This is a genomic window from Vibrio sp. OY15 (genome assembly GCF_000742455.1).
Classification (GTDB): domain Bacteria; phylum Pseudomonadota; class Gammaproteobacteria; order Enterobacterales; family Vibrionaceae; genus Vibrio; species Vibrio alginolyticus.
Window position 1 is genome coordinate 1 of sequence record NZ_JPIL01000030.1, and the last position, 24,496, is coordinate 24,496.

18 protein-coding genes, 5 tRNA genes and 1 rRNA gene are annotated in these 24,496 nt (G+C 45.7%); 17 read left to right on the top strand and 7 right to left on the bottom strand.

Annotated elements, in window-relative coordinates; genetic code table 11:
* The first annotated feature begins 132 nt into the window (after positions 1 to 132).
* A 5S ribosomal RNA gene (gene rrf, locus IJ23_RS22355) occupies positions 133 to 249 on the top strand.
* 91 nt (positions 250 to 340) lie between these two features.
* Here rrf and ilvY read toward each other — a convergent pair.
* Positions 341 to 1,231, bottom strand: a complete 891-nt coding sequence (ilvY, locus tag IJ23_RS22360; protein ID WP_005379097.1) for an HTH-type transcriptional activator IlvY — start codon at positions 1,229 to 1,231, stop codon at positions 341 to 343.
* 143 nt (positions 1,232 to 1,374) lie between these two features.
* Here ilvY and ilvC point away from each other — a divergent pair, with 143 nt between their 5' ends.
* Entirely contained in the window at positions 1,375 to 2,859 is a 1,485-nt protein-coding gene (ilvC, locus tag IJ23_RS22365) for a ketol-acid reductoisomerase (protein WP_005379098.1), read from the top strand.
* 278 nt (positions 2,860 to 3,137) lie between these two features.
* On the opposite strand, the gene ubiK is transcribed toward ilvC, so the two are convergent.
* From ubiK to IJ23_RS22385, 4 genes are all read right to left on the bottom strand, one after another.
* Entirely contained in the window at positions 3,138 to 3,389 is a 252-nt protein-coding gene (ubiK, locus tag IJ23_RS22370; RefSeq protein ID WP_005379099.1) for a ubiquinone biosynthesis accessory factor UbiK, read from the bottom strand.
* A gap of 131 nt (positions 3,390 to 3,520) precedes the next feature.
* Positions 3,521 to 6,643 (bottom strand): multidrug efflux RND transporter permease subunit VmeD, encoded by a 3,123-nt coding sequence (gene vmeD / locus IJ23_RS22375; protein WP_033907400.1) that lies wholly within the window; start codon positions 6,641 to 6,643, stop codon positions 3,521 to 3,523.
* A gap of 12 nt (positions 6,644 to 6,655) precedes the next feature.
* Positions 6,656 to 7,762: a multidrug efflux RND transporter periplasmic adaptor subunit VmeC gene (gene vmeC / locus IJ23_RS22380; protein WP_005398173.1), complete on the bottom strand. Its 1,107-nt coding sequence runs from the start codon at positions 7,760 to 7,762 to the stop codon at positions 6,656 to 6,658.
* Positions 7,763 to 7,780: 18 nt separating this feature from the next.
* Positions 7,781 to 8,362 carry a TetR/AcrR family transcriptional regulator gene (locus IJ23_RS22385; RefSeq protein ID WP_005384254.1) on the bottom strand — a complete coding sequence of 194 codons (582 nt, stop codon included), beginning with the start codon at positions 8,360 to 8,362 and terminating at the stop codon, positions 7,781 to 7,783.
* 170 nt (positions 8,363 to 8,532) lie between these two features.
* On the opposite strand from IJ23_RS22385, the gene rep reads away from it, so the two are divergent.
* Positions 8,533 to 10,548: a DNA helicase Rep gene (gene rep, locus IJ23_RS22390; RefSeq protein WP_005379104.1), complete on the top strand. Its 2,016-nt coding sequence runs from the start codon at positions 8,533 to 8,535 to the stop codon at positions 10,546 to 10,548.
* Between the two features lie 73 nt (positions 10,549 to 10,621).
* On the opposite strand, the gene IJ23_RS22395 is transcribed toward rep, so the two are convergent.
* Entirely contained in the window at positions 10,622 to 11,035 is a 414-nt protein-coding gene (locus IJ23_RS22395; protein ID WP_005384252.1) for a c-type cytochrome, read from the bottom strand.
* 335 nt (positions 11,036 to 11,370) lie between these two features.
* Here IJ23_RS22395 and IJ23_RS22400 point away from each other — a divergent pair.
* The 5 genes from IJ23_RS22400 (at position 11,371) to IJ23_RS22420 (ending at position 11,967) form a co-directional block, all read left to right on the top strand.
* Positions 11,371 to 11,447 (top strand) — tRNA-Arg (locus IJ23_RS22400).
* A 33-nt stretch (positions 11,448 to 11,480) separates the two neighbouring features.
* Positions 11,481 to 11,556 (top strand) — tRNA-His (locus tag IJ23_RS22405).
* Between the two features lie 69 nt (positions 11,557 to 11,625).
* Positions 11,626 to 11,702 (top strand) — tRNA-Pro (locus tag IJ23_RS22410).
* Positions 11,703 to 11,750: 48 nt separating this feature from the next.
* Positions 11,751 to 11,826 (top strand) — tRNA-His (locus IJ23_RS22415).
* A gap of 64 nt (positions 11,827 to 11,890) precedes the next feature.
* Positions 11,891 to 11,967: transfer RNA gene (locus IJ23_RS22420), tRNA-Pro, on the top strand.
* A 484-nt stretch (positions 11,968 to 12,451) separates the two neighbouring features.
* On the opposite strand, the gene IJ23_RS22425 is transcribed toward IJ23_RS22420, so the two are convergent.
* Positions 12,452 to 13,177 (bottom strand): HAD family hydrolase, encoded by a 726-nt coding sequence (locus tag IJ23_RS22425; RefSeq protein WP_033907401.1) that lies wholly within the window; start codon positions 13,175 to 13,177, stop codon positions 12,452 to 12,454.
* 649 nt (positions 13,178 to 13,826) lie between these two features.
* Between IJ23_RS22425 and IJ23_RS22430 the strand changes: the two genes are divergently transcribed.
* The 9 genes from IJ23_RS22430 to IJ23_RS22470 all read left to right on the top strand — a co-directional run bounded on the left by IJ23_RS22430 (position 13,827) and on the right by IJ23_RS22470 (position 23,666).
* Positions 13,827 to 15,542, top strand: a complete 1,716-nt coding sequence (locus tag IJ23_RS22430; RefSeq protein ID WP_005379108.1) for a dipeptide ABC transporter ATP-binding protein — start codon at positions 13,827 to 13,829, stop codon at positions 15,540 to 15,542.
* Positions 15,543 to 15,634: 92 nt separating this feature from the next.
* Complete coding sequence (locus IJ23_RS22435) at positions 15,635 to 17,188, top strand: ABC transporter substrate-binding protein (protein WP_005379109.1); 1,554 nt, start codon at positions 15,635 to 15,637, stop codon at positions 17,186 to 17,188.
* A gap of 147 nt (positions 17,189 to 17,335) precedes the next feature.
* Positions 17,336 to 18,313, top strand: a complete 978-nt coding sequence (locus IJ23_RS22440; RefSeq protein ID WP_005379110.1) for an ABC transporter permease — start codon at positions 17,336 to 17,338, stop codon at positions 18,311 to 18,313.
* A 2-nt stretch (positions 18,314 to 18,315) separates the two neighbouring features.
* Positions 18,316 to 19,266, top strand: a complete 951-nt coding sequence (locus IJ23_RS22445) for an ABC transporter permease (RefSeq protein ID WP_033907403.1) — start codon at positions 18,316 to 18,318, stop codon at positions 19,264 to 19,266.
* A gap of 157 nt (positions 19,267 to 19,423) precedes the next feature.
* Positions 19,424 to 20,443 (top strand): SPOR domain-containing protein, encoded by a 1,020-nt coding sequence (locus IJ23_RS22450; RefSeq protein ID WP_033907405.1) that lies wholly within the window; start codon positions 19,424 to 19,426, stop codon positions 20,441 to 20,443.
* 226 nt (positions 20,444 to 20,669) lie between these two features.
* Positions 20,670 to 21,677 carry a substrate-binding domain-containing protein gene (locus IJ23_RS22455; protein ID WP_033907406.1) on the top strand — a complete coding sequence of 336 codons (1,008 nt, stop codon included), beginning with the start codon at positions 20,670 to 20,672 and terminating at the stop codon, positions 21,675 to 21,677.
* 55 nt (positions 21,678 to 21,732) lie between these two features.
* Positions 21,733 to 22,668 carry a LysR family transcriptional regulator gene (locus IJ23_RS22460; RefSeq protein ID WP_005379132.1) on the top strand — a complete coding sequence of 312 codons (936 nt, stop codon included), beginning with the start codon at positions 21,733 to 21,735 and terminating at the stop codon, positions 22,666 to 22,668.
* A 267-nt stretch (positions 22,669 to 22,935) separates the two neighbouring features.
* Complete coding sequence (locus tag IJ23_RS22465) at positions 22,936 to 23,340, top strand: SMR family transporter (RefSeq protein ID WP_005379135.1); 405 nt, start codon at positions 22,936 to 22,938, stop codon at positions 23,338 to 23,340.
* Positions 23,337 to 23,666 carry an SMR family transporter gene (locus tag IJ23_RS22470; protein WP_005478614.1) on the top strand — a complete coding sequence of 110 codons (330 nt, stop codon included), beginning with the start codon at positions 23,337 to 23,339 and terminating at the stop codon, positions 23,664 to 23,666. The genes IJ23_RS22465 and IJ23_RS22470 overlap by 4 nt, the downstream gene beginning before the upstream one ends.
* The last annotated feature ends 830 nt before the right edge of the window (positions 23,667 to 24,496 follow it).

Consider the following 24,496-nt stretch of genomic DNA (forward strand, 5'->3'; position numbering starts at 1 on the left):
GAGCTAACCTGTACTAATTGCCCGTGAGGCTTAACCATACAACACCCAAGGGGTTTTGATGGACTCAATGAAAGAACATTGAATGTGTAAGAACGAGAATTAAAAAAACAGCTTTCCGAATTAAAGAATTTGCTTGGCGACCATAGCGTTTTGGACCCACCTGACTTCCATGCCGAACTCAGAAGTGAAACGAAATAGCGCCGATGGTAGTGTGGGGCTTCCCCATGTGAGAGTAGGACATCGCCAGGCTTTAAATTTAAGAAGCCCGCTCGAAAGAGCGGGCTTTTTTGCATCTACAGAGTTTTAAAATTAGCTCACTTTATACCTAAAAAGTGTTCATCTAAGGTGCGATATACTTGCTCTCTGCAACCTTCCAAAAGGCTTTAACAAGCGGATTCTCCAGCTGAGTTTTGTTGCAGCAAACACCAAGTTTAAAAGGTTTAATTGGTAAGACTTTTAAACGATTTATCTTTTCTCTTACTGGACTGTTGTTGATTACAACATCAGGTGCGATACCTACTCCACATCCCAATGCAACCATACTTACGATGGCTTCATGTCCGGAGGTTTGTGCGTAGATCTTTGGCTTTATTTTCATTTGTTTGAGCCAAGTATTGGCCCTGTCCCTTGCCGTTCCTGCTTCTGGGAGTATGAATGGAATGACCGACCAGTCTGGTTTTTCTTTTTGTAGCTCTTCAGCAAACGCACTAACCCCAACAGGTACGATGACAGAAAGTGGGATTTCACTGATCGTTTCAAATGCGATTTTATTTGGCATCTGTTCTGACTTGGCTGATATGGCAATATCGGCTTCATCTGCTAATATTTTGTCGATCGCTTGAGCTGGATCGCCGGTTGATAGTTTGAACTCAATGAAAGGGTTCTGAATACGAAAGTCAGAGATTAGCTCCGGAAGATGGCTGTAGCTTGCAGTAACAGAACAAAAGAGACGGATTTCTCCTTTCAATTCATCCTCGGTTCCCTTCAGGTGACTCTGATACTGCTGCCATTCGCCAAGAATCTTTAAGGCAACTGGGACTAGCTTTTTACCTTGGATAGTTAAATCAACGCTACGGTTGTCGCGTAAAAACAATTGTTGGCTGGTTTCCTCCTCTAATTTTTGTATCTGTCGGCTTAAGGCTGAAGGGCTAATATGCATTGCCGCTGCGGTCTTGGCGAAACTTTTACTCTCACAGAGATGAATGAAAAGTTGCAGGCTTTTGATATTCATTGAATTTTCATTTCCATGTTGCATAAATTGCAATAACTAATTGTGAATATATCACTTTAAGCAATATCATGTCTGTTTTAGGATGAAGTTATTCGGTAAGGCAATTACTGACCTCAATGGAAGAATCTCAAAGGAGCACCCAGATGGCTAATTATTTTAATACCCTAAACTTGCGCGAGCAGTTGGACCAATTAGGTCGTTGTCGTTTTATGGACCGCAGTGAGTTCGCTTCAGAAGCGGATTATCTGAAAGGTAAGAAAGTAGTCATTGTAGGTTGTGGTGCTCAAGGTCTTAACCAAGGTCTGAACATGCGCGACTCTGGTCTAGACGTTGCTTATGCGCTTCGCCAAGCCGCGATTGATGAGCAACGCCAGTCATTCAAAAACGCAAAAGACAACGGTTTTGAGGTAGGTAGCTACGAAACGCTAATTCCACAAGCTGATCTAGTAGTAAACCTTACTCCAGATAAGCAGCACACAAACGTTGTTGAGACGGTAATGCCGTTAATGAAAGAAGGCGCAGCACTAGGTTACTCTCACGGTTTCAACGTTGTTGAAGAAGGCATGCAAATCCGTAAAGACCTAACGGTAGTAATGGTTGCACCTAAATGTCCAGGTACGGAAGTTCGTGAAGAGTACAAGCGCGGTTTCGGTGTACCGACTCTTATCGCTGTTCACCCAGAGAACGACCCAAAAGGTGAAGGTTGGGATATCGCGAAAGCTTGGGCTGCAGCAACAGGTGGTCACCGTGCAGGCTGTCTAGAGTCTTCTTTTGTTGCTGAGGTGAAATCTGACCTAATGGGTGAGCAAACTATCCTTTGTGGCATGCTACAGGCTGGCTCTATCGTGTGTTACGAGAAGATGATTGCTGATGGTATCGATCCTGGCTACGCTGGTAAGCTTCTTCAATACGGTTGGGAAACCATCACTGAAGCACTGAAGTTTGGTGGTATCACTCACATGATGGATCGCCTAACTAACCCTGCAAAAGTGAAAGCATTTGAGCTTTCTGAAGAGCTAAAAGAACTGATGCGTCCGCTATACAACAAGCACATGGATGACATCATCACCGGTCACTTCTCTAGCACTATGATGGCTGACTGGGCAAACGACGATGCAAATCTACTAGGCTGGCGTGCAGAAACAGGTGAAACTGCTTTCGAAAACTACCCAGAAACTGACGTAGAAATCTCTGAGCAAGAGTACTTCGATAACGGTATCTTGATGGTTGCTATGGTTCGTGCGGGTGTTGAGCTAGCATTCGAAGCGATGACGGCATCTGGCATCATCGATGAGTCTGCTTACTACGAGTCTCTACACGAGCTGCCACTTATCGCAAACACTATCGCACGTAAGCGTTTATACGAGATGAACGTGGTTATCTCAGACACTGCGGAATACGGTAACTACCTGTTCGCTAACGTAGCAACGCCGCTTCTACGTGAGAAGTTTATGCCGGCCGTAAATACTGACGTAATTGGTAAAGGTTTAGGTGAAACGTCTAACCAAGTAGATAACGCGACTCTTATCGCTGTGAATGAAACAATCCGCAATCACCCTGTAGAGTACATCGGTGAAGAGCTACGTGGTTACATGACTGATATGAAGCGTATCGCGGTGGGCGGCTAAATTACTGGCCTTAAGGTTCCATTTTGGTGTCGAAGGTGCTCGTTTACTATCGTAAAGTCCGCGCCTTCTCCTAGAAATGAAGCCTTAATACTGCGTAATTTACTTAGTCTCAAGTAACGCAGTAGATAAACTCCAGGCAGACTGGAGTGATAAATACAAAATAAAACACAACATCTAATCAAAAGGCTTGGTCGCCGTTGACCAAGCCTTTTTGTTTTTAGCCGATTTATCTGCGCGCCGATAAGAAAAACGCTCCTTTGTGAGGAGCGCTTTGATACTTATTTTTCAGCAAGCTTTTCTTCAAGTTGCGCCAACTTCTGTTCCATTTCTGTTAGCTTTTGACGTGTACGTAGTAAAACTTGAGTTTGAACATCAAACTCTTCGCGACTTACAACATCTAGCTTGTTTAGCTGGCCTTGGATTACTTGACGAACTTTCTGATCGACATCAGAGCCCAACTCTTTTACAGGTTGAGGCATTGAGTCGTGAATCTGTTTAGCAATTTGCTCTAATTTCTTTGGGTCAAACATAGTGGCTAAAACTCCTTTTGATTTGTCCTCATTTTAAGTAAATGATACGTGAAAGTCGCCATTTAGATGGCAAAAAAGAGAGCGGCAATAAAAAAGGCCACCGAAGTGACCTTTTTGAATGCCTTAATAGCTTATCTGTTATCCGCTAATTCACGATGAGCTGCTTTCGCTTCGTCAACTCGCGCTAACTTCTCCAAGTCTTTGTCTTCAACAAATACTGGCAGAGGTTTGTGTTTTTCAGCTAGGTAGCTGTAAATCACAGGTAGCACGAATAGTGTGAACAGTGTACCGATTGCAAGGCCAGCAACGATGACGATACCGATACTGAAACGTTGCGCGGCACCTGCACCTGTTGCGTACATCAGTGGGATCAGACCTGCGATCATCGCTGCAGTGGTCATTAGGATAGGGCGAAGACGCACTTTCGCAGCTTCCATCACCGCATCAATACGAGACAGTTTATTATGTAACTGCTCTTCCTTGGCGACTTCACAGATCAAGATACCGTGCTTGGTTATTAGGCCGACCAGCGTGATCAAACCAACCTGCGAGTATATGTTCATCGAGGCCGTACCCCAGGCCAATGCGATCAAGGCACCACATATTGCCAGAGGTACAGATACCATGATTACAATAGGATCGCGGAGTGATTCAAATTGAATCGCCAGAACGAGGAAGATGATCGCAAGTGCAAGACCGAAGGTTGCATACAAGGCACTACCTTCCGTTACAAACTGACGAGATTCGCCCATGTAATCATGGTTATACCCTGCAGGCAGTTTGGTTTGTGCAATATTTTCAAACCAATTAACTGCATCCCCCATCGAAACACCAGGGCCTGTAACAGCACCCACAGTTGCTGAGTTTAGCTGGTTGAAGTGTGGCAAAGAGCGAGGCTCAGCCACCACATCAATGGTAATCAGACTACCTAATGGAACCGCTTTACCATCCACAGAGCGTACATAGTAGTTCTTCATCGATTCTGGGTTTAGACGCCATTTACGCTCAACCTGAGGAATTACCTCATAAGAGCGGCCATTTAGGTCGATACGGTTTACATAACCATCTGCCATCATGGTGCTGAGGGTGATACCAATGTCTTGCATAGTCACACCGTAGGCACCTGCTTTGTCTTTATCGATCTTGATCTTCATCGTTGCAGAATCATATTTCAGATCCAGATCGGAATAGACAAACATTGGACTGCTTGCTACTTCCGACAGAATGTCATTTGCAACGGTAAACAAACTTTCAAAGTTGTTTGGCGTTGTAATTACGAACTGTACAGGAAGGCCTGAACCAGCACCTGGTAGCTCCGGCATTTCGTAGGCAGCAATAGACATTCCCGGAATGCTCGAAACAAGCCCACCAACACGCTGTTTGATTTCTGCTTGGCTCGCTTCTCGTTCGCCCCATGGTTTGAGTGTAGCTAAACCAAACGCTTGATTAGAATCCGGTACACCGTTAAATACCTGAGCGTATTCCACTTCTGGTTGATCAGAGAGAATCTTATTCACATCATCCATGGTGTTTTGGATGTAGTCCAAATTCGAATTTGATGGTGCGGTCCCTATGAGTACTACAACACCTTTATCTTCAGATGGAGCTAGCTCGCTAGGAATAAACTTGAATAGGACTGGTAAACTTGCGAATACAATTATCGCAAACACGATCACCACTGGTCGGCTAGCCATTATTGCTTTTAACATGCTTGCGTAGCGATTAGTCATGCCATCAAGTACATGGTGAACTTTTTGCTCAAACTTGCTTGGCTTCTCGTTCGCCTTCAGCATCTTCGAACACATCATTGGTGATAGTGTCAAAGCGATGATGCCGGATACGAATACTGAACCTGCCAGTGTCAAAGCGAACTCTTTGAACAATGAACCGGTGATACCACCCATCAATGCGATCGGCGCGTACACTGCACCTAGCGTCAATGTCATCGCGATAACTGGAACCGCAATTTCACGCGTACCAATAATTGCAGCTCGGAATGGCGATTCCCCTTCTTTGATGTGACGGTCAACGTTTTCTAGTACAACGATCGCGTCATCCACCACCAGACCGATGGCAAGCACCATCGCCAGTAGCGTCATCAAGTTCCAAGAGAAACCCATTGCCTGCATCACCATTGCCACACCAATCAATGAAAGTGGAATGGTCACGATAGGAATGATTACCGCGCGGAATGAACCTAGGAACAGTGTGATAACCACAAGTACGATGACCGCTGCTTCAAGAATCGTTTTCACTACTTCGTGAATCGATTCGTTGATGGCGATAGTTGAGTCGTACATCACGTTCATTTTGATGTTGCTTGGTAGGTTGCGCTCAAGCTGAGGCAACAGTTCAAGTACGTCTGCTGCAATGTTGATTGGGTTAGCGCTTGGTGCTGCGTTGATCGCCGCAACCACGGCTTCTTGACCGTTTGCACTTGCGCGATAAACGTCGTGACTCTTCTCCAGCGTTACTTTAGCGATATCACCTAGGCGGATGACATCCCCTTCACCAGTTTTCACGACCAATGCTTCAAGTTCAGCAACGTTTGATACCTGAGTATCTGCGCTACCGTTATAAAGTACGAACTCACCCGTCGCTTGACCGGTTGCAGATTGGTAGTTGTTGGCGTTAAGAACGCTCATCACATCCGTAGCGGTCAACTTCAAAGCGCCCATTTTGGCAGGATCTAGCCATACGCGCAGTGCGTACTTCATACCACCATACAGGTCAACTTTGGATACACCGTTTACAGTGAACAACTGCGGGTTGATTACACGCTCAAGGTAGTCAGTGATCTGGCTTGAAGATAACTCGTCACTCGTAAAGCCGATGTACAGTACCGCCGTTGTCGAACCTGTCGACATGGTTACGGTTGGATCTTCGGCTTCTTTTGGAAGCTGAGAACGTACTGAGTTCGTTTTCGCTAAGATATCAGCCAATGCTGCATTCGGGTCAGTATTCAACTTCATGTTGACAGTAATGGTTGATTTACCTAGTACCGATTGCGAAGTCATGTAATCAATATTATCGGCTTGCGCCACCGCTTGCTCCAATGGCTGAGTAATAAAGCCTTGGATCAAGTTGGCACTTGCACCGTAGTAACTGGTGGTCACGGTGACCACCGTATTCGTCATTTCAGGGTACTCACGAACTTGCATTTTGAACACCGCTTGCAAACCAAGCAATGCAATCAAAAAGCTGATCGATACCGCTAAAACTGGACGTTTTATAAAAACATCTGTAAAGCGCATGATGCCTCCAACTTAAAGCATTGGTGTTTCAGCAGGTGGGGTAGTTGCATCGCTTTCGACAATGCTTACTTTCGCATGGTTACTCAAACGGACTTGACCCGATGTCACTACCACATCACCTGGCTTCACGCCTTCTAGAATGTGTGCGATATCTTTAGAGCGTTCGCCAACTTTTACCACATGCTGCTTAACGCGTTTTTCGCCATCTTCTTCTGTTACGATGTAAACATTGTCGCCATACAGCGTAAATGTGATCGCGGTTTGAGGTAGAGTGACCTGATTTTCTAATTTAGGCAGAATGATGTTTGCACGCGCGAACATACCACTACGCAGTTTGCCGTCACTGTTAGGGATATCCGCTTGAACTTGAATCAAACCACTTTGTACGTTTACAGCTGGTTCAATCGCAGAAATAGACCCTTTGAAAGGTTGGTCTGGATAAGCGTCAACAAAGATATCCACTTCTTGATCGATATTGATACGTGAAATATCGGTTTGTGGCACGGTGAAGCGCAAGCGCATCACGCTGGTATCTTCAAGGCGAACAATGTCGGTGCCCGCCTGTAGGTACTGACCGAGGTACACGTTACGAATACCTACCACACCATCAAATGGCGCTTTGATTTCGCGTCGGTCGATGGTCGCTTTCAGGCTTTCAATGTCTGCTTTTAAGGAGAAGTAGTTTGCTTCTGCTTCGTCATACGCTTCTTTAGAAATAGAGCCTTTTTTAAATAGCCCTTGGTAGCGTTTGTATTTCGCTTCTGCTGCTGGCAACTTGGCTTGCGAGCTCTTTAAATTCGCTTTCTCAACGTCAGAGTCAAGCAGTACTAGTGGCTGACCTGCTTTGACTTGAGTACCGGAATCAAACGCGATTTTATCGATAACACCGCTGGTCTCATTTGCTACCGTCACGCCTTGGTTTGGCTCGATAAAACCAATTGCTTCGATGACTGGTACCCAATCCACCGCTTGCACTTCTGTCACGGTTACTGGGAACTCAGGTTCAGGACGGTTTGCCATGTATTCAGCGATCTTTTGTTGCTTAAATAAATTGAAACCTATCACGCTGCCGAACAAGAGAACGGCGATAAGTAACATAAAGAAAGTCCACTTTTTCATTCTATTAAGAACTCCAAGTTAGTGTTTAATAATTGCATCCCAACTGGCTTCAATAGCGGCCTCTAATGCCGTCTTATCCAGTTGATAAAATCCCAAAGCGTGTTTCCGAGCAAGTGCAACACTTGCCTCAAAACTTAATCCAGAAAGTACTTCGTTATCGAGAAGCTTGAATACTCCCTCGTCTTTACCCTGATTAAAAAGAAGATCTACTTGGGCAAACATTTGTCTCTCAAGTTCCCGAGCTTTGCTACTATTTGAACAGGGTAAAGACTCATATTGGACTCGGTTGCTGATCGCACTTAAGTTCGAGCTCGCTAAATTCCAAATATTGAGCCACATGGTTCGATAACGCTGTTTTAAAGGCATCTCTTCACTAACACCTAGTTGCACCGCAGTAGCAACACGCTTAGCAACGTTAAGGCGTAGTTCCTCTAAAAGATGTTCTTTATCTGAGAAATAACGGTAAATCGTCCCTGCTGCGACACCTGCCTCATTGGCGAGCTTTTGCATGGAAAGCCCTTGAAAACCAGATTCAGCAATGAGTTGTTCAGCAGCGACTAAGATTTGTTCTCGTTTATCTACAGCAGGGTTATCCTTCATAATGTCACCCTTTAGTGAATGAACGTTCATTCATTATAGCTTAAATACCCGCCATTTATGCAACAGAATATTGCACTTAATTGGTGTAAAAATTACAAGAAATCAGCATAGCTTTCACGAGGCCACCCCTTTATCATAGGCGCCACATTCATCACCCGCAGAGAATTTCTATGAAGCTGAACCCTAGTCAAGATGAAGCCGTGAAATACGTGTCTGGTCCATGCCTAGTGCTAGCTGGTGCTGGCTCGGGCAAAACTCGTGTTATTACCAATAAAATCGCTTATCTGGTTCAGCAATGTGGTTACAAAGCGCGTAACATTGCGGCGGTGACGTTTACCAACAAAGCAGCACGTGAAATGAAGGAGCGTGTAGGTCAAACGTTAGGGAAAGGTGAGTCTAAAGGTTTGATGGTATCAACATTCCACACTTTAGGATTGAACATCATCAAGCGTGAGTACAAGCATTTAGGGTTGAAAGCGGGCTTCTCACTGTTTGATGACCAAGACCAGCTAGCGCTGCTCAAAGAACTTACCGAAAAGCAGCTTGATGGTGATAAAGATCTGCTACGTCAGCTTCTGAGTTGTATTTCCAACTGGAAAAACGACATGTTGACGCCAGAGCAAGCCAAAGCGCGTGCGCAAGGTGAACAGCAACAATTGTTTGCGTTCTGTTTTGATATGTACCAAAAGCAAATGAAAGCCTATAACGCGCTCGATTTTGATGACCTAATTTTGATGCCCGTTTTACTCTTACGTAATCATGAAGACGTTCGTCAGCGTTGGCAGAATCGTATCCGTTACCTACTGGTTGACGAGTATCAAGATACCAACACGAGTCAGTATGAGCTGGTCAAATTAATTGTCGGTGAACGTGGGCGATTGACGGTCGTAGGGGATGACGATCAGTCTATTTATTCATGGCGTGGTGCGAAACCTCAGAACCTCGTGTTGCTGGGTGAAGATTATCCGAATTTGCGTTTGATAAAGCTAGAGCAAAACTACCGTTCAACGAGTCGAATCCTGCGTGCGGCCAACATTTTGATAGCTAACAACCCTCACGTCTATGAGAAGTCCCTGTTCTCTGAAATTCCTGACGGTGAAAAACTCAAAGTGTTGTTGGCTAAAAATGAAGAGCATGAAGCAGAGCGCGTAACGGGTGAACTAATTGCGCATAAGTTCCTAAACCGTACCGAATATAAAGATTATGCGATTCTATATCGTGGTAACCACCAATCACGTTTGATTGAAAAGTCTCTGATGCAAAACCGTGTACCGTATAAAATTTCTGGCGGCACCTCGTTTTTTGCGCGCGCAGAGATTAAAGACATCATGGCGTATTTGCGCGTTTTGGTTAATCCGGATGACGACAATGCATTTTTGCGCATTGTGAACACTCCACGACGTGAAATTGGCCCAGTGACGTTAGAGAAGTTAGGCAGTTATGCCAATATGCGAGGGAAGAGCCTGTTTGAGTCGAGCTTTGAAATGGGGCTCGAACAGCACCTAACGGGACGTGGCCTAGAAAACCTGCGTCGTTTCACCCAATGGCTAGTGGCGATTGCTGATCAAGCTGAGCGTGGTGATACCGTCGAAGCGGTTCGTTCGCTAGTTCGTGATATCCATTATGAAGATTGGCTATACGAAACTTCAGCAAGTCCGAAAGCCGCTGAAATGAGAATGAAGAACGTTTCTGATCTTTATTCATGGATAGTGGCGGACCTAGAGGGTGACAACTACGATCAAGAAGAGAAAACGTTAAAAGAAGTCGTTCAACGTTTGACCTTGCGTGACATGATGGAGCGCGGTGAAGAAGATGAAGACAGTGATGCAGTACAACTGATGACCTTGCACGCATCAAAAGGCCTTGAGTTCCCATATGTATACTTAATTGGGTCCGAAGAAGGTATTTTACCGCACCAAACCAGTATTGATGAAGATAACGTGGAAGAAGAGCGTCGCCTGATGTACGTTGGTATTACTCGCGCGCAACGTGAACTGACTTTCACTATGTGCAAAGAGCGTCGACAGTTCGGCGAGTTGATCAAACCGACTCAAAGCCGCTTTTTGGATGAGTTACCATTTGATGACGTTGAATGGGAAGTAAACAAAAAGCCAGTATCAGCGGAAGAACGTATGGCGAAAGGTCAAGCACACATTGCCAATATTCGAGCAATGTTTAAGAAGTAAAGTAACCTTGTTCTCACTGATTAAAAACAAAAAGGCTTGCCAACTGGCAAGCCTTTTTCGTTGATGTCTTTACTTATAGACCTTCAATCATGTGGTCAATTGCTGCGATGATTTCATCGTCAGAACAGTCCATACAGGTTCCTTTGGCTGGCATCGCATTGAAGCCTTCTAATGCGTGCTTCACTAACGTATCTTTGCCTTGTGCAATACGCGGTGCCCAATCATCGGCATTACCTGTTTTAGGTGCGCCGTTTACACCAGATGCGTGACAAGCAATACAAAAAGTACCATAAACTGTGGCGCCATCACGTGGACCGGTTGGTTCTTCTTTCACTGGCTCAGAACCTGCTAGATAAACATCACCGACAGGTTGGATGCGTTCTGCGATCGCATCGTATTCAGTTTGGCTGATGTCAGAAGCTAAAGCTGCCGTAGAAAACGTTAAGGCAGCGAACAAAACGCTAATCATTTGTCGAGACATATCCATTAAACCCACTTCACATTCCCGAGGTAAGTGACTTACCTATTTATATAGTTAGAGTATTAATGCCGAGCAGAGAAATCATTAAATTCCACTGAATGGCATAGAATGATTAGACAACTTGGTTGCAGCTGTTAAATCAATGTAAATAATGGGTGATTATATCCCGATAACTTGTTGCAATAAACAACAAGTTATCCATGACAGGGCGTGAATCACATCAAAAATCCACTTTAACGGAAGATAACTGTCGAAAAAGAGACCAAACGATAAAAAAAGTAAAAAAAGTACTAGACGGCATAGTGTGATATCCGTATTATTCCACTCCGCCGATAGGGCATGCGCCCGTAGCTCAGTTGGATAGAGCGTTGGCCTCCGGAGCCAAAGGTCGAAGGTTCGAATCCTTTCGGGCGTACCATTGCCTCGGAGGATACATCGGTAAAAATCAGTGGTGGCTATAGCTCAGTTGGTAGAGCCCCGGATTGTGATTCCGGTTGTCGCGAGTTCAAGTCTCGTTAGCCACCCCATTCTTTCTTTTTTAGATTGAATGCGGTAGCATTGCTCCCAATCTTGATTCAATCAAGATAAAACATCGTCGGTGAATAGCGCAGCTTGGTAGCGCATCTGGTTTGGGACCAGAGGGTCGGGGGTTCGAATCCCTCTTCACCGACCACTATTTAGTTTATGGCTCGAATAGAGCGGTAAACAGCAAAAATTGATGGTGGCTATAGCTCAGTTGGTAGAGCCCTGGATTGTGATTCCGGTGGTCGCGAGTTCGAATCTCGTTAGCCACCCCATTAATTAAGGTGACTTCTTAGTTGAAGTGTCCTGTCTGATTTGAGAAAATCAGAAAATACAGTTCGGTGAATAGCGCAGCTTGGTAGCGCATCTGGTTTGGGACCAGAGGGTCGGGGGTTCGAATCCCTCTTCACCGACCACTATTTAAAGCCTCAGTCGAAAGACTGGGGCTTTTTTACATTTAAAATTTAGAGTGTAGGGACCTGAGGGGCGTGGGCTAGAGCACCAGCCCGGTGTAACGTCAGTCCGCAGGGAGCCCTGCCGCGTCGAATCCTCTTTACCGACCACTATTAGAAAGCTTGCTTTTTAGCAGGCTTTCGTCGTTTTAGAGTTTATGATCTCGCTTGGACTGTATTAGTCGGTAATGTATGAATGGATTTGAACCCAAGTGGGGTTCGCCTGAAGTTAGAATTCGGCTCTTCACCGACCGCTATTTAGAGCCTCAGTCGAAAGACTGGGGCTTTTTTGCATCTCTCCTGAAAAGAATCGGCATTCCATTTCAATTTTCCCCAAAAGTGTACAGCTCTAGGGGCTTTTGACCACCTATGATCTAAATGCTTTTCGAGCTGACAAAATAAACCCCAGAGCAGTGTCTGGGGTTTGTAGTTTTCTAATCCGCTGCTTTTATTGGGCGAGTGTTTTAAGGATTTCTTTTACTTCTACCGTTTTTTGGATTTCAAAACTTGGCGTTATATCCGTTGAGTTACTTGCGCCTGTCGCATTCACCCACACACTCAAAATGCCCATATTGTTAGCGCCAGCAATGTCGGCAGGTAAAGAGTCGCCCACGTGTAGAGCCTCTTCTGGTTTTACTTCGACCAAGTCGAGCGCTTTTTGGAAAATACTTGTAGCAGGTTTCTCTTCTGGCTCTTCTCCTCCCACAATAATATGGTCCACCCAGTTGCTCATTTGTGTCGCGTTTAATTTAGGGTGTTGAGAAAAAATCGGGCCGTTAGTGATCACGACGAGTTTGTAATGTTGACGAAGGTCGCTGAGCATTTCTTTTACACCAGGGAAGAAGGTGAACGCGCCCATACGTGCAGAGTCAAAGTAGTCTTGAGCTTGTTGAGCCTCTTTTGCAGTGATGCTGACGCCTTGCTCCGCCAAGATGTTTTGGATCAGGCCACAACGGAAGGCATTTTCATCGGGTAGCAGAGCCACAAGGTGAGGGAACTCAGCATTCAGCTTTTTGTATACACCCTGTAAGTAGCGCTGCAAAAACGCTTTTGGCTCGGTAACTTGTGGGTAGGTCTTATGAATCCAAGTTGTAAACGCTTGTCCTGCAACTTTATCGGCTTGTGACGTTGCACATAAAGTCTCGTCCATATCAAAAAAAATCGCTTTAAGCACAGGGGCTCCTTTTATTTACGGCTTGGCTTTGACACTGTTTATCTATTATCCCACTCTCAATTGTGTCGTAAAGGGTTAAAACAGGCGAGTTTTCTTATGACGTACGAATGAGGATAGCGGTTTAGTCAATAAACCGCTTAAGTGGCGCATAATCTGCGTTGGAGCAGGATTTGTGTGGTTTTGCTGTTTTGTTCACGTTTTGACCTATCCTTTATCTTCCTAAGTTTGGCTTTTTGTATTTGCCGACTATTTTATTAATAGTTTTTTATGTTGAAAAAACACTTTTTGCATATGATATTGTTTGTTAAATGTTAATAAATGCACATGAATAATATGGTTAATGATCTTGTTTAGCTCATGTTTACTTTTAGAGCATTTTTCTAGTTTTATTGGTGCATGACGCACAAAAATAGTGTGATATGAAAATGGTTAAATACTTGTTAATGCATTTTTATTCGCTAATTGTGCGTTTATTTAATGTTTTTTCGGCGGAATATACTTTAATTGTTGCTTTTTTGTGTGATTTTTGCCAAATTATTTCCGCATTAAGATTTCAGAGTATTATTCTGAATTTGAACGGATTCATTCAGGTGATGAATGGTGCCTTTGGCGCGATTCGATACCACAGACAAGGCAGTAGAGGTCTGAAATGTCACTATTAGAAGTGAAAAACCTTCGTATTGAATACCCATCCCGACACGGCGTTCACGCTGCCGTGAAATCACTTTCTTTTCATATTGAACGTGGTGAAATCGTGGGTGTTGTTGGCGAATCAGGTGCGGGTAAATCCACCGTTGGTAACGCCGTTATTGATTTGCTTAGCCCTCCAGGTCGCGTTGCTAGCGGTGATGTATTCCTGGATGGAGAAAAAATTTCTGGCCTATCACCAGAAGCGATGCGTAAGGTTCGCGGCTCGAAAATAGGTTTTATTTTCCAAGATCCGATGACCTCGCTCAATCCACTTTTTACTGTTGAGCAACAGCTGAAAGAGACGATCCACGCCAACATGAAGGTCTCTGATGAAGAGGCGTATCAGCGCGCGCTTTCTCTTATGCAGCAGGTTGGTATTCCGCAACCAGAAAACCGCTTAAAACAGTACCCGCACCAATTCTCTGGTGGTATGCGTCAGCGTGTTGTCATTGCCATTGCTTTGGCTGGTGAGCCTGATCTCATCATTGCGGACGAACCAACTACGGCGTTAGACGTTTCTATCCAAGACCAAATCCTCAACTTGATCCGCGAGCTGTGTATCAAGAACAATGTCGGCTGTATGTTGGTTACTCACGATATGGGTGTCGTCTCCAACGTCACCGATCGCGTGGCGGTAATGTATCGTGGTGACTTGGTGGAGTTTGGACCAACAGCCAAAGTATTGGGCGATCCTGATCACTCTTATACTCGCAGTCTAATTTCAGCGGTACCACGTTCAGACAGAAAGCTAGATCGTTTCCCGTTAGTAAGCTATATCGAAGAAGCGGCGGAAATGGAGCCACTCGATATCAAGAACCACTGGTTAGGACAAAGCCAAGATGAGCGTGAGTACACTGGCCCGCTTTTGGACGTGAAGAACGTCAATCTTCGCTTTGTTACCAAAGACTCTTTGTTCGAGAGCCGCCGAGAATACGTGCAAGCATCTAATAATGTGAGCTTTGAAGTGCACGAAGGCGAAACCTTTGGTTTGGTGGGCGAGTCTGGTTCAGGTAAATCGACCATTGCACGTGTGATTGCTGGTTTATACCAACCTAACTCTGGTCAGGTGAAATTCGAGGGCATTGACCTGACCGCTTTAACCTCTGAGAAAGAGCGCCGCCCGATGCGTCGTCAAATGCAGATGGTGTTCCAAAACCCATATACTTCAATGAACCCTCGTATGAAGGTATTCGATATTATTGCTGAGCCAATCCGTTTCCATAAATTGACGAAAAACGAGTCGGAAACTCGCCAAATCGTGAATGACCTATTGGATCATGTTGGTTTGGGTCGAATGGCTGGGCTTAAGTACCCTCATGAATTCTCCGGTGGTCAGCGTCAGCGTATTTCTATTGCGCGTGCGTTGGCGACTCGTCCTCGACTTTTGATTTGTGATGAACCGACCTCAGCACTGGACGTATCGGTACAGGCACAAATTCTAAACTTGCTGAAAGATCTGCAAAGTGAGCTGAACTTGACTATGTTGTTTATCAGCCACGATTTACCTGTTATTCGTCAGATGTGTGACCGAGTAGGTGTGATGCAAATGGGTACACTTTTAGAAGTGGCACCAACAGAACAGTTATTCACGGCACCTCAACACGAATACAGCAAAAAATTGATTTCTCTGATGCCGGAGTTTACTGGCTTGCGAGAAGAGATCGAAACGGCATAAACCAAGCAATTCGCTTGGCTAACCTTTAGTCATAACAAAGACGCAAACACAACAACAAGGGATCCGTATCCCCGCATGAAGGAGTTATGCAAATGAAAACCATGAAAAGCAAATTAGCAGTGGCGCTAATGGCTGCGGGCCTAAGCTTTAACGCAATGGCAGCAGATATCAAAGTTGGCTATGCAGCTGACCCAGTATCGCTTGACCCACATGAGCAGCTATCAGGTGGCACACTGCAAATGTCACACATGGTATTTGATCCGTTGGTTCGCTTTACTCAAAAAATGGATTTCGAGCCTCGCCTAGCGGAAAGTTGGGAACGTATTAACGATACGACTGTTCGTTTCAAACTGCGTGAAGGTGTGAAATTCCATTCTGGCAATACTCTAACTGCTGACGACGTCGTGTGGACGTTCCAGCGTTTACAAAGCTCTCCTGACTTTAAAAACATCTTCGACCCGTACGAGAAAATCGTCAAAGTGGACGACAACACGTTCGATCTTGTAACTAAAGGTCCTTACCCACTAGTGCTGCAAACCGCAACGTACATTTTCCCAATGGACAGCAAGTTCTACACTGGCAAAACTGCGGACGGCAAAGACAAGTCTGAGCTAGTGAAGCACGGTAACTCATTTGCATCGACTAACGTATCTGGCACGGGTCCATTCATTGTGACTTCACGTGAACAGGGCGTAAAAGTGGAATTTGAACGCTTTAAAGATTACTGGGACAAAGAGTCGAAAGGTAACGTTGATAAGCTAACGCTTGTGCCAATCAAAGAAGACGCAACTCGTGTAGCAGCGCTGCTTTCTGGCGGTGTTGACATGATTCACCCTGTAGCGCCAAACGACCACAAACGCGTTGAAGATGCTGACGGCATCGACCTAGTTACGCTACCTGGTACTCGTATCATCACGTTCCAACTAAACCAAAACAGCAACGAAGCATTGAAAGACGTTCGCGTTCGCCAAGCGATTGTTCACGCAATCAATAACGAAGGTATCGTGAAGAAAATCATGAAAGGCTTCGCAACGGCCGCTGGTCAGCAAAGCCCGGCAGGTTACGTAGGTCACGATGACAAACTGGTTCCTCGCTACGATTTGAAGAAAGCGAAAGAACTGATGAAAGAAGCGGGTTACGAAAACGGCCTGACGCTAACGATGATCGCACCAAACAACCGTTACGTGAATGATGCGAAAGTAGCACAAGCGGCAGCGGCAATGTTGTCTAAGATCGGTATCAAGGTTGATCTGAAGACCATGCCAAAAGCGCAATACTGGCCAGAGTTCGACAAGTGTGCGGCAGACATGCTGATGATCGGTTGGCACTCAGATACAGAAGACTCAGCGAACTTCAACGAGTTCCTAACGATGACTCGTAACGAAGAAACCGGTCGTGGTCAGTACAACTGTGGTTACTACTCAAACCCAGAAATGGACAAAGTGGTTGAAGCTGCGAACGTAGAAACGGATCCTGCGAAACGTGCAGAAATGCTGAAAGGTGTAGAAGCAACACTATACAACGACGCAGCATTCGTACCGCTACACTGGCAAAGTGAAGCGTGGGGTGCGAAGTCTAACGTGAAAGCGGCAGACATCGTTAACCCAATGGTAATGCCTTACTTCGGTGACCTAGTGGTTGAATAATCACGGTTAGTCGACTTTGAGGAGGGATGGATTTCCCTCCTCAACTTAAAGCACTCGACTCAGTTTTGTTTCAGTCGGATTGAGTGGGTTATTTAGACTGAATTTTCTCTCTAATTTAGAGATCTATGGATAGTTAAGGGGCAAGGAATGTTTTCGTTTCTGGTCAAGCGCCTGTTTCAGGCACTGATAGTGATGTTTGTGATCAGTTTGGTGGCGTTTGCCATTCAGGACAACCTGGGTGATCCGCTGCGTGAGCTTGTAGGTCAGTCGGTTTCGGAATCGGAGCGTCAAGCGCTACGCGACGACTTGGGCCTGAACGATCCCTTTATCACAAAGTACACGCGCTTTGTGGGTAATGCACTGCAAGGTGATTTGGGTACCTCATATTTTTTCAAGCGACCTGCGGTTGAGGTGATCCTCGATAAGCTGGTGGCAACATTAGAGCTCGTGTTTGGCGCGACGCTCATCATTATCGTTTTCTCTATACCACTCGGGGTGTATTCCGCGATTCACCCGAAGAGTGTCTTTACCAAATTTGTTATGGCGATGAGTAGTGTCGGCATCTCGATTCCGGTGTTCCTAACCGCAATCATGCTGATGTACGTCTTCTCCATCGAACTCGGCTGGCTGCCTTCCTATGGGCGAGGTGAAACCGCTAACGTACTCGGTTGGGAATCTGGCTTCTTTACCATTGATGGTATCAAGCACCTCATCCTACCTTGTATTGCGCTAGCGTCTATCATGCTGCCGTTGTTCATCCGTTTGGTACGTTCAGAAATGCTGGAAGTACTGAGTTCGGAATACATTAAGTTCGCCAAAGCAAAAGGTTTGAACTTGCAAAAGATTTATTACCAACATGCACTTAAGAACACCATGCTACCAGTATTGACGGTAGGTGGCGTGCAGATTGGTACCATGGTGGCCTACACCATTCTTACTGAAACCGTGTTCCAATGGCCGGGCACTGGCTTCCTTTTCCTAGAGGCAATCAACCGTGTAGATACACCGCTGATCACTGCCTACGTTATCTTTGTTGGTCTGATCTTCGTGGTAACCAATACCATCGTTGACTTGCTGTACGGCATCATCAACCCAACTGTGAACCTAACTGGAAAAGGAGCTTAATCATGAGCCAATCAAATTTAACACCAGCTCCTGCTCCATCAGCGTGGCAGCGTTTCAAAGAGTCAGATTTTCTGTATTACTTCAAACGCGACAAAGTGGCGATGGCGAGTTTTACCGTCTTTATGATGTTCTTAGTATTGGCATTGGCTGCACCGATTCTTGCGCCAACAGACCCGTACGATCTGACGTCTATCGACATCATGGACTCTGAGTTGCCACCTTCGTGGATGGAAGATGGCGATGAGCGCTTTGTGTTGGGTACTGACGAGCAAGGCCGCGATATTTTATCGACCATTCTTTACGGCTCTCGTTTGTCTTTGACGATCGGCTTTTTAGCCGTCGGTCTTCAGTTGGTACTGGGTATCATCATTGGTTTGTCGGCGGGTTACTTCGGTGGTCGTATCGATAGCTTCTTGATGCGCTTTGCGGATGTTCAACTATCGTTCTCAACCATGATGGTGGCGATCATCGTATCGGCCATCTTCAAAGCCAGCTTTGGCAGTGATTTTTACAGCCAATATGCGGTGGTCATGCTGGTGGTGATCATCGGTGTGGCAGAATGGCCGCAATACGCACGTACCATTCGCGCCTCGGTATTGGCAGAGAAGAAGAAAGAATACGTCGAAGCGGCGCGTGTGATGGGCTTTAAAGCTCCGCGAATCATGTTCCGTCACATTCTGCCGAACTGTCTATCGCCAATCTTGGTTATCTCGACGGTACAGGTAGCGAACGCGATCATGTCGGAAGCGGCACTGTCATTCCTAGGTTTGGGTCTTCCTGTTGATCAGCCGTCACTAGGTGCGCTGATCAGCATCGGCTTTAACTACATCTTCTCAGGTGCGTGGTGGATTACTGCCTTCCCAGGCATCGTGCTCGTAACATTGGTTTTGGTTATCAACCTGTTGGGCGACTGGCTACGTGATGTATTCAACCCGAAACTGTACAAAGGATAAGAATTTTCCCACCAAGCGTTGTAAATTCGCTTAATTCCTTCCTAAACTGAGAGCCGGATGCAAATTCCGGCTCTTTTTTTGCTAGTTATTCTTTGTTCACATTTTTTTGGCGCTTTGCCGCCATAATGACCTTACCCACTAATTTAGAGTGAAGTGTATGGAAATGAAGAAGGCACAACACCCATCTCGTATCTTCCAAGCAAGCCTAGCTTTCGGCTTGTCGCTGGTATGCGCCCAGTTTTCTAGCCCAGTATCGGCGGAGGAGTTCCTTTGCCAAGCCACTCAAGCCAGCGAGAAAGAATTACCGATGCTTGAGAAAACGTGCCCAATTGGTAACGGAGTATGGGGAAAGAAAGTGCCGCAGGGGGGCAACTACCTTTACTGGATTCAATGCGGATTGCTACCCAAGCCTATGTCTCTCGCGAAAGCTAAGCCTCTCTATAGTAAAATCACGACTGACGTATGGATGAAGCCTGATTCCAAAGGCTATCGCTGTTTGATTGGACCTTACAAGGCATTGTCTGATGCGAGGGATGACTTACGAGGAGTCAAAACCTTGTCGAATTACAAAGAGGCGTTCATCCGAGTGGTTGGGAAAGGGACGAAACAACCAGTAACACCACCTACACCTAAATCTACTGTATCGTCGAAATCAGCCGCATCTTCGGTTAAGCCAACACCGACGGTGACCCCGAAACCCGCGCCAGTTCCTGCTGTGCGAGCTGATACCGACGCCTTTAAAGCGCGGGCAGAGAAGCCAGATACCAAGGCAAAAAGTTCACGTGATAGCTCTTCGTCTAAGCCTGTTGCTAAGACCAAAGCGAAGCCAATTGTCACCGGAAATGATGACATTGAAGTTCGGTTGAGAACTTCAGTGCAGGGCAAAACGTACGTGGTCCCATATTTACTCGATCACCATAATCAGTTTTACATGGAACATGGTAAGCCGTGGAACCGCCTCAACTACGAAAACTCGCACAAAGTATGTCAGCAACTGGGTATGAACTTAGCTAACCCTGCAGAGTTTAAAGCGCTGAGGGCGTCTGGGGTGATGGAAAAAAATCAATGGCCACTGCAACTGCCGTATTGGGGCAAAGATAAGAAAGGTTTGTTCGCCGATCGTGAGCCCAATCAGCTCACCGGGACCTCATTATTGAACGTGGTGTGCGTGAAATAACGACTCAGATATTGTGGTCAAAATATAGAAGAAAGCCCCGAGTTCGGGGCTTTTTTGCGGTCTCAAATATTATCGCTATTTAAGTGGCGTTTCTTTGTGATGCGTTTGCTAATACGCTCTACCACTGATATTCATCTCATTTTGCGAATTATTTTCACTGAACTTGTCGACAGAGAGTCTATTCGTCATAATGTTACTTGTAACATTACTGATAAATCACATATTTATGGCTCAACAGAATAAGAAAACTCGTACGACATTGCAGGATGTCGCAGACCAGGTTGGCGTCACGAAGATGACCGTTTCACGCTATATGCGTAACCCTGAATCGGTGGCAGAAAAGACTCGTGCTAAGATTGCGACTGCGATTGAAGAGATGGGTTACATCGAAAACCGTGCACCGGCGATGTTGTCAAAGTCCTCCAGTAAAGCCATTGGTATTTTACTGCCGTCTTTGTCCAACCAAATTTTTGCTTCCTTTGTTCAGGGCATAGAGATGGTGACCAAAGCCAATGGCTATGAGACGCTTTTAGCGCATTTTAGCTACGATGAGCTTGAAGAAGAGCGTAAGATCGCGTCATTACTCTCTTATCAAGTCGATGGACTTATTCTAACTGAAAGCCATCACACGCCGCGTACATTACAGATGATCAAAAATGCGGGCATTCCGGTGGTCGAAACCATGGAACTGCCATCGGAGCCGATTGATATGGCGGTTGGACTCGATCATGAAGATGCGTCGTACGCCGTGGTTAAGCAGATGCTAGATACGGGGAAGCGTACAATCGTCTATTTTGGCGCGCGTCTGGATACGCGAACCAAATTGCGGATGCAAGGTTACGATCGCGCGATGACAGAAGCAGGGCTAGAACCCAAACATGTATTAACTGGTGATCATTCTAGTTTTTCTTTAGCGCATGATTTGCTCGAACGCGCACTGGAAACGCACCCAACGCTCGATGGGGTGTTCTGTACCAACGATGACATCGCAATTGGCACCATGCTGAGTGCGCAGCAACGTGGCATTCAAGTTCCACAGAAATTGGCAGTGGCGGGCTATAACGCGCTGGATATCGGTCAAACCATCAGCCCGAAACTGACCAGCGTTGATACGCCGCGTTTCCAAATTGGTGTAAAGAGCGCAGAGCTATTAATTGCGCGCCTGAAAGGCGAAACGCAAGAAGAAAAAGTCTTCGATATGGGGTATCAGATCACGTCGGGAGAGAGTGTTTAACTAATTGTTAACTGCTCTTTGTATTCGCTCATCAATGGTATTGGTAGGTTAGGGTATGGCACATCAGCTGGATGCATTGGATCTCAACTTAATGCGTTTATTAAAAGCCGTGGTGGAAAACCGCAGCATCAAGCTGGCCGCAATGCAGCTTGGCATTTCTCAACCGAGCGCCAGCCGCGGTGTGATGAAGTTGAAGCAAGTGTTTGATGACCCGCTTTTTGTGCGTAAAGCACATGGGGTAGAGCCATCACCCATGGCGATTCGTCTCGCCGCCGAGTTCGACAATATGGTTGCGCCACTGGAAAAAGTGGTGCAAGAATTTGAAGTGTTCGACCCACTGCAATACCAAGGGCAGATTGCGATTGTAACTGATCCTTATTTGATGGATGAACAAGGGCAGCGACTGCTCACTGGTTGTCATCGAGCCTTTCCCAAAGCGCACTTTGCTTTTTCCAGCTGGAATACTTACTCGCACGATGAAATGTTAGAAGGCGAGCACGATTACTGCATTCTTGACCAAGAGACCGAGCTGTCGAAAGACATTTACATGCGCCCGTTATTCGTTGAAAAACGGGTGATTTTGGCGCGCAAAAATCACCCAACGTTGTCGAAAGTCAGCAATGATTGGGACACGGTGTCCAAACTACCACTCGTCTCTTTGCCTGCGCCAGCGTCATATAAACCGCTTTGTACCGTGGAGTCCGAGTATCGACGCATGGGTTATGAGCCAGTAGTGTTACTGAAGTCCTATAATTTGCGTTTGGCTTGCCAAATGTTGCAAGAAACCGACGCGATTATGTATGCCAGTCAAAGCTCGGCATTGTTGATGCCAGAACTCGCCTCTTACGCAATGCCACCCGTTAATCGTGAGTTTAGCCAGTTTGTTGTCTCTGGCGGTTTCCTTCAAACCAACCGCAACCATCCTTTGCACAGACACCTACATAAAGTGGTGCGACAAACCCTCAACACGCCTCTGATTTTTACGCAGTGATGTCACTTTATGGCATCGGCTGAATGAGAGTAGATGCTTTAACCTTATCAATATTGTGTGATTACATAGACAACTTACTTCTTAAGATATTCAAAAATGAATATCTCAATTACCTGTCTCTTTTTCCTACCCAGCGCTAACCTTATCTCAAATAGTCAGGAGAAGTGGCTCATTTTTATCTTTTTAACTTTTTGAATGTCGATACAGGTACGCGGCATTCACCATTCTCCGTTATGCATTTTTTTAATTTCTGATGGAGGATTAATCATGCTAGTTGCACGTCTATTTTTATTGCTCGCCATCGTTGCCGAAGTGGCTGGCACCAGCACTATGTCTCTTATCGGACAAGGGCACGGGTGGTGGGGCTACATCGTAATGTATGTGCTGATCGCAATCTCTTACTACTTTCTCGCGTTTGCCGCGAAGAAAATATCGATAGGTGTGGCATACGCTGTTTGGGAAGGGTTAGGTATCTCGTTGATCACCGTGGTGTCGATCATCGCCTTTGATGCCAACTTAAACCATCAAGAATTGTTTGGTTTGATGTTAGCCGTTGTTGGCATTGTGTGTGTGACCTTAGGGGAATCACATGGTCAACCTAACGCCAAGAAAAATGCCGATAAACCGGCAAAAGAACGTTCATTTTCTACTAGTACAAGGTGCGAATCATGAGTCAATTTTTTACGATGTCATTTGGATTTGTCGTGATGGCTGCCTTGGTCGATATCATGGCCAATATGGCGCTGACACGCTCAAAAGGTTTTAAATATAAAGGCTGGGGCATTGCGGCGATTGTGTTGGTACTGACAGCATTCACGCTGTTGGCACAAGCGGTGAAAGAGATCGACTTAGCCATTGCTTATGCCTCTTGGGGTGCGATCGGTATCTTGGGTACCGCAGTAGGTGGAGCCTTGCTGTTTAAGCAGAAACTCAAACCAATCGGCTGGTTTGGTATCTTTGTGGTGATTGCTGCGGTCGTAGTGATGAAGACCGCTTGATGTAATTTACTGAATGCTAGATATCGTCATTCTGAGCAGCAAGAGACGAGTGTGATTCAGAATCTACCAACACAAAAGTGTTTCGGCAGAGGTGTTTTCTCTGGATTCACAGCACCTTGATAGTAGATTCCTGATCTCGCCTAGGCTCGTCGGAATGACGGATTCATTTTTTTAGAAAGAGCAGTGACCAATCCTAAAGCTCGTGATTCAGAATCTACCAACAAAAAGTGCTGTGGTAGAGGGGGGTTCTCTGGCTTCACAGCATTTTGCTATTAGATTCCTGATCTCGCCTAGGCTCGTCGGAACGACGGATTCATTTTTTTAGAAAGAGCAGTGACCAATCCTAAAGCTTGTCATTCTGAACAGCGAAGGACGAGCAAGATTCAGAATCTACCAACAAAAAGTGCTGTAGCAGAGGGGATTTTCTCTGGCTTCACAGCACGTTGATATTAGATTCCTGATCTCGCCTAGGCTCGTCGGAATGACGGATTCATTCGTTTTTAGAAAGAGCGGTGGCCAATCTCAAAGCTCGTCATTCTGAACAGCGAGGGACGAGTGTGATTCAGAATCTACCAACAAAAAGTGCTGTGGCAGAGGTGTTTTCTCTGACTTCATAGCATGTCGATATTAGATTCCTGATCCTGCTGAGGCTCGTCGGAATGACGGATTCATTCGTTTTTTAGAAAGAACTGAGGCCAATCCCAAAGCTTGCCATTTTGAAAATCGAGGGATGAGCGTGATTCAGAATCTACCAACAAACAGTGCTGTGGCAGAAGTGTTTTTTCTGGCTTCACAGCACGTTGATAGTGGATTCCTGATCTCGCCTAGGC

What these genes read in the sequence shown, in the direction of transcription:
- rep (WP_005379104.1), top strand. Translation starts at nt 8,533, where the DNA reads ATGAAGCTGAACCCTAGTCAAGATGAAGCCGTGAAATACGTGTCTGGT.
- vmeC (WP_005398173.1), bottom strand. Translation starts at nt 7,762, where the DNA reads ATGAAAAAGTGGACTTTCTTTATGTTACTTATCGCCGTTCTCTTGTTC.
- ilvC (WP_005379098.1), top strand. Translation starts at nt 1,375, where the DNA reads ATGGCTAATTATTTTAATACCCTAAACTTGCGCGAGCAGTTGGACCAA.
- vmeD (WP_033907400.1), bottom strand. Translation starts at nt 6,643, where the DNA reads ATGCGCTTTACAGATGTTTTTATAAAACGTCCAGTTTTAGCGGTATCG.
- ilvY (WP_005379097.1), bottom strand. Translation starts at nt 1,231, where the DNA reads ATGAATATCAAAAGCCTGCAACTTTTCATTCATCTCTGTGAGAGTAAA.
- IJ23_RS22450 (WP_033907405.1), top strand. Translation starts at nt 19,424, where the DNA reads ATGGAAATGAAGAAGGCACAACACCCATCTCGTATCTTCCAAGCAAGC.
- IJ23_RS22470 (WP_005478614.1), top strand. Translation starts at nt 23,337, where the DNA reads ATGAGTCAATTTTTTACGATGTCATTTGGATTTGTCGTGATGGCTGCC.
- IJ23_RS22435 (WP_005379109.1), top strand. Translation starts at nt 15,635, where the DNA reads ATGAAAACCATGAAAAGCAAATTAGCAGTGGCGCTAATGGCTGCGGGC.
- IJ23_RS22430 (WP_005379108.1), top strand. Translation starts at nt 13,827, where the DNA reads ATGTCACTATTAGAAGTGAAAAACCTTCGTATTGAATACCCATCCCGA.
- IJ23_RS22455 (WP_033907406.1), top strand. Translation starts at nt 20,670, where the DNA reads ATGGCTCAACAGAATAAGAAAACTCGTACGACATTGCAGGATGTCGCA.
- IJ23_RS22465 (WP_005379135.1), top strand. Translation starts at nt 22,936, where the DNA reads ATGCTAGTTGCACGTCTATTTTTATTGCTCGCCATCGTTGCCGAAGTG.
- IJ23_RS22395 (WP_005384252.1), bottom strand. Translation starts at nt 11,035, where the DNA reads ATGGATATGTCTCGACAAATGATTAGCGTTTTGTTCGCTGCCTTAACG.
- IJ23_RS22445 (WP_033907403.1), top strand. Translation starts at nt 18,316, where the DNA reads ATGAGCCAATCAAATTTAACACCAGCTCCTGCTCCATCAGCGTGGCAG.
- ubiK (WP_005379099.1), bottom strand. Translation starts at nt 3,389, where the DNA reads ATGTTTGACCCAAAGAAATTAGAGCAAATTGCTAAACAGATTCACGAC.
- IJ23_RS22460 (WP_005379132.1), top strand. Translation starts at nt 21,733, where the DNA reads ATGGCACATCAGCTGGATGCATTGGATCTCAACTTAATGCGTTTATTA.
- IJ23_RS22440 (WP_005379110.1), top strand. Translation starts at nt 17,336, where the DNA reads ATGTTTTCGTTTCTGGTCAAGCGCCTGTTTCAGGCACTGATAGTGATG.
- IJ23_RS22385 (WP_005384254.1), bottom strand. Translation starts at nt 8,362, where the DNA reads ATGAAGGATAACCCTGCTGTAGATAAACGAGAACAAATCTTAGTCGCT.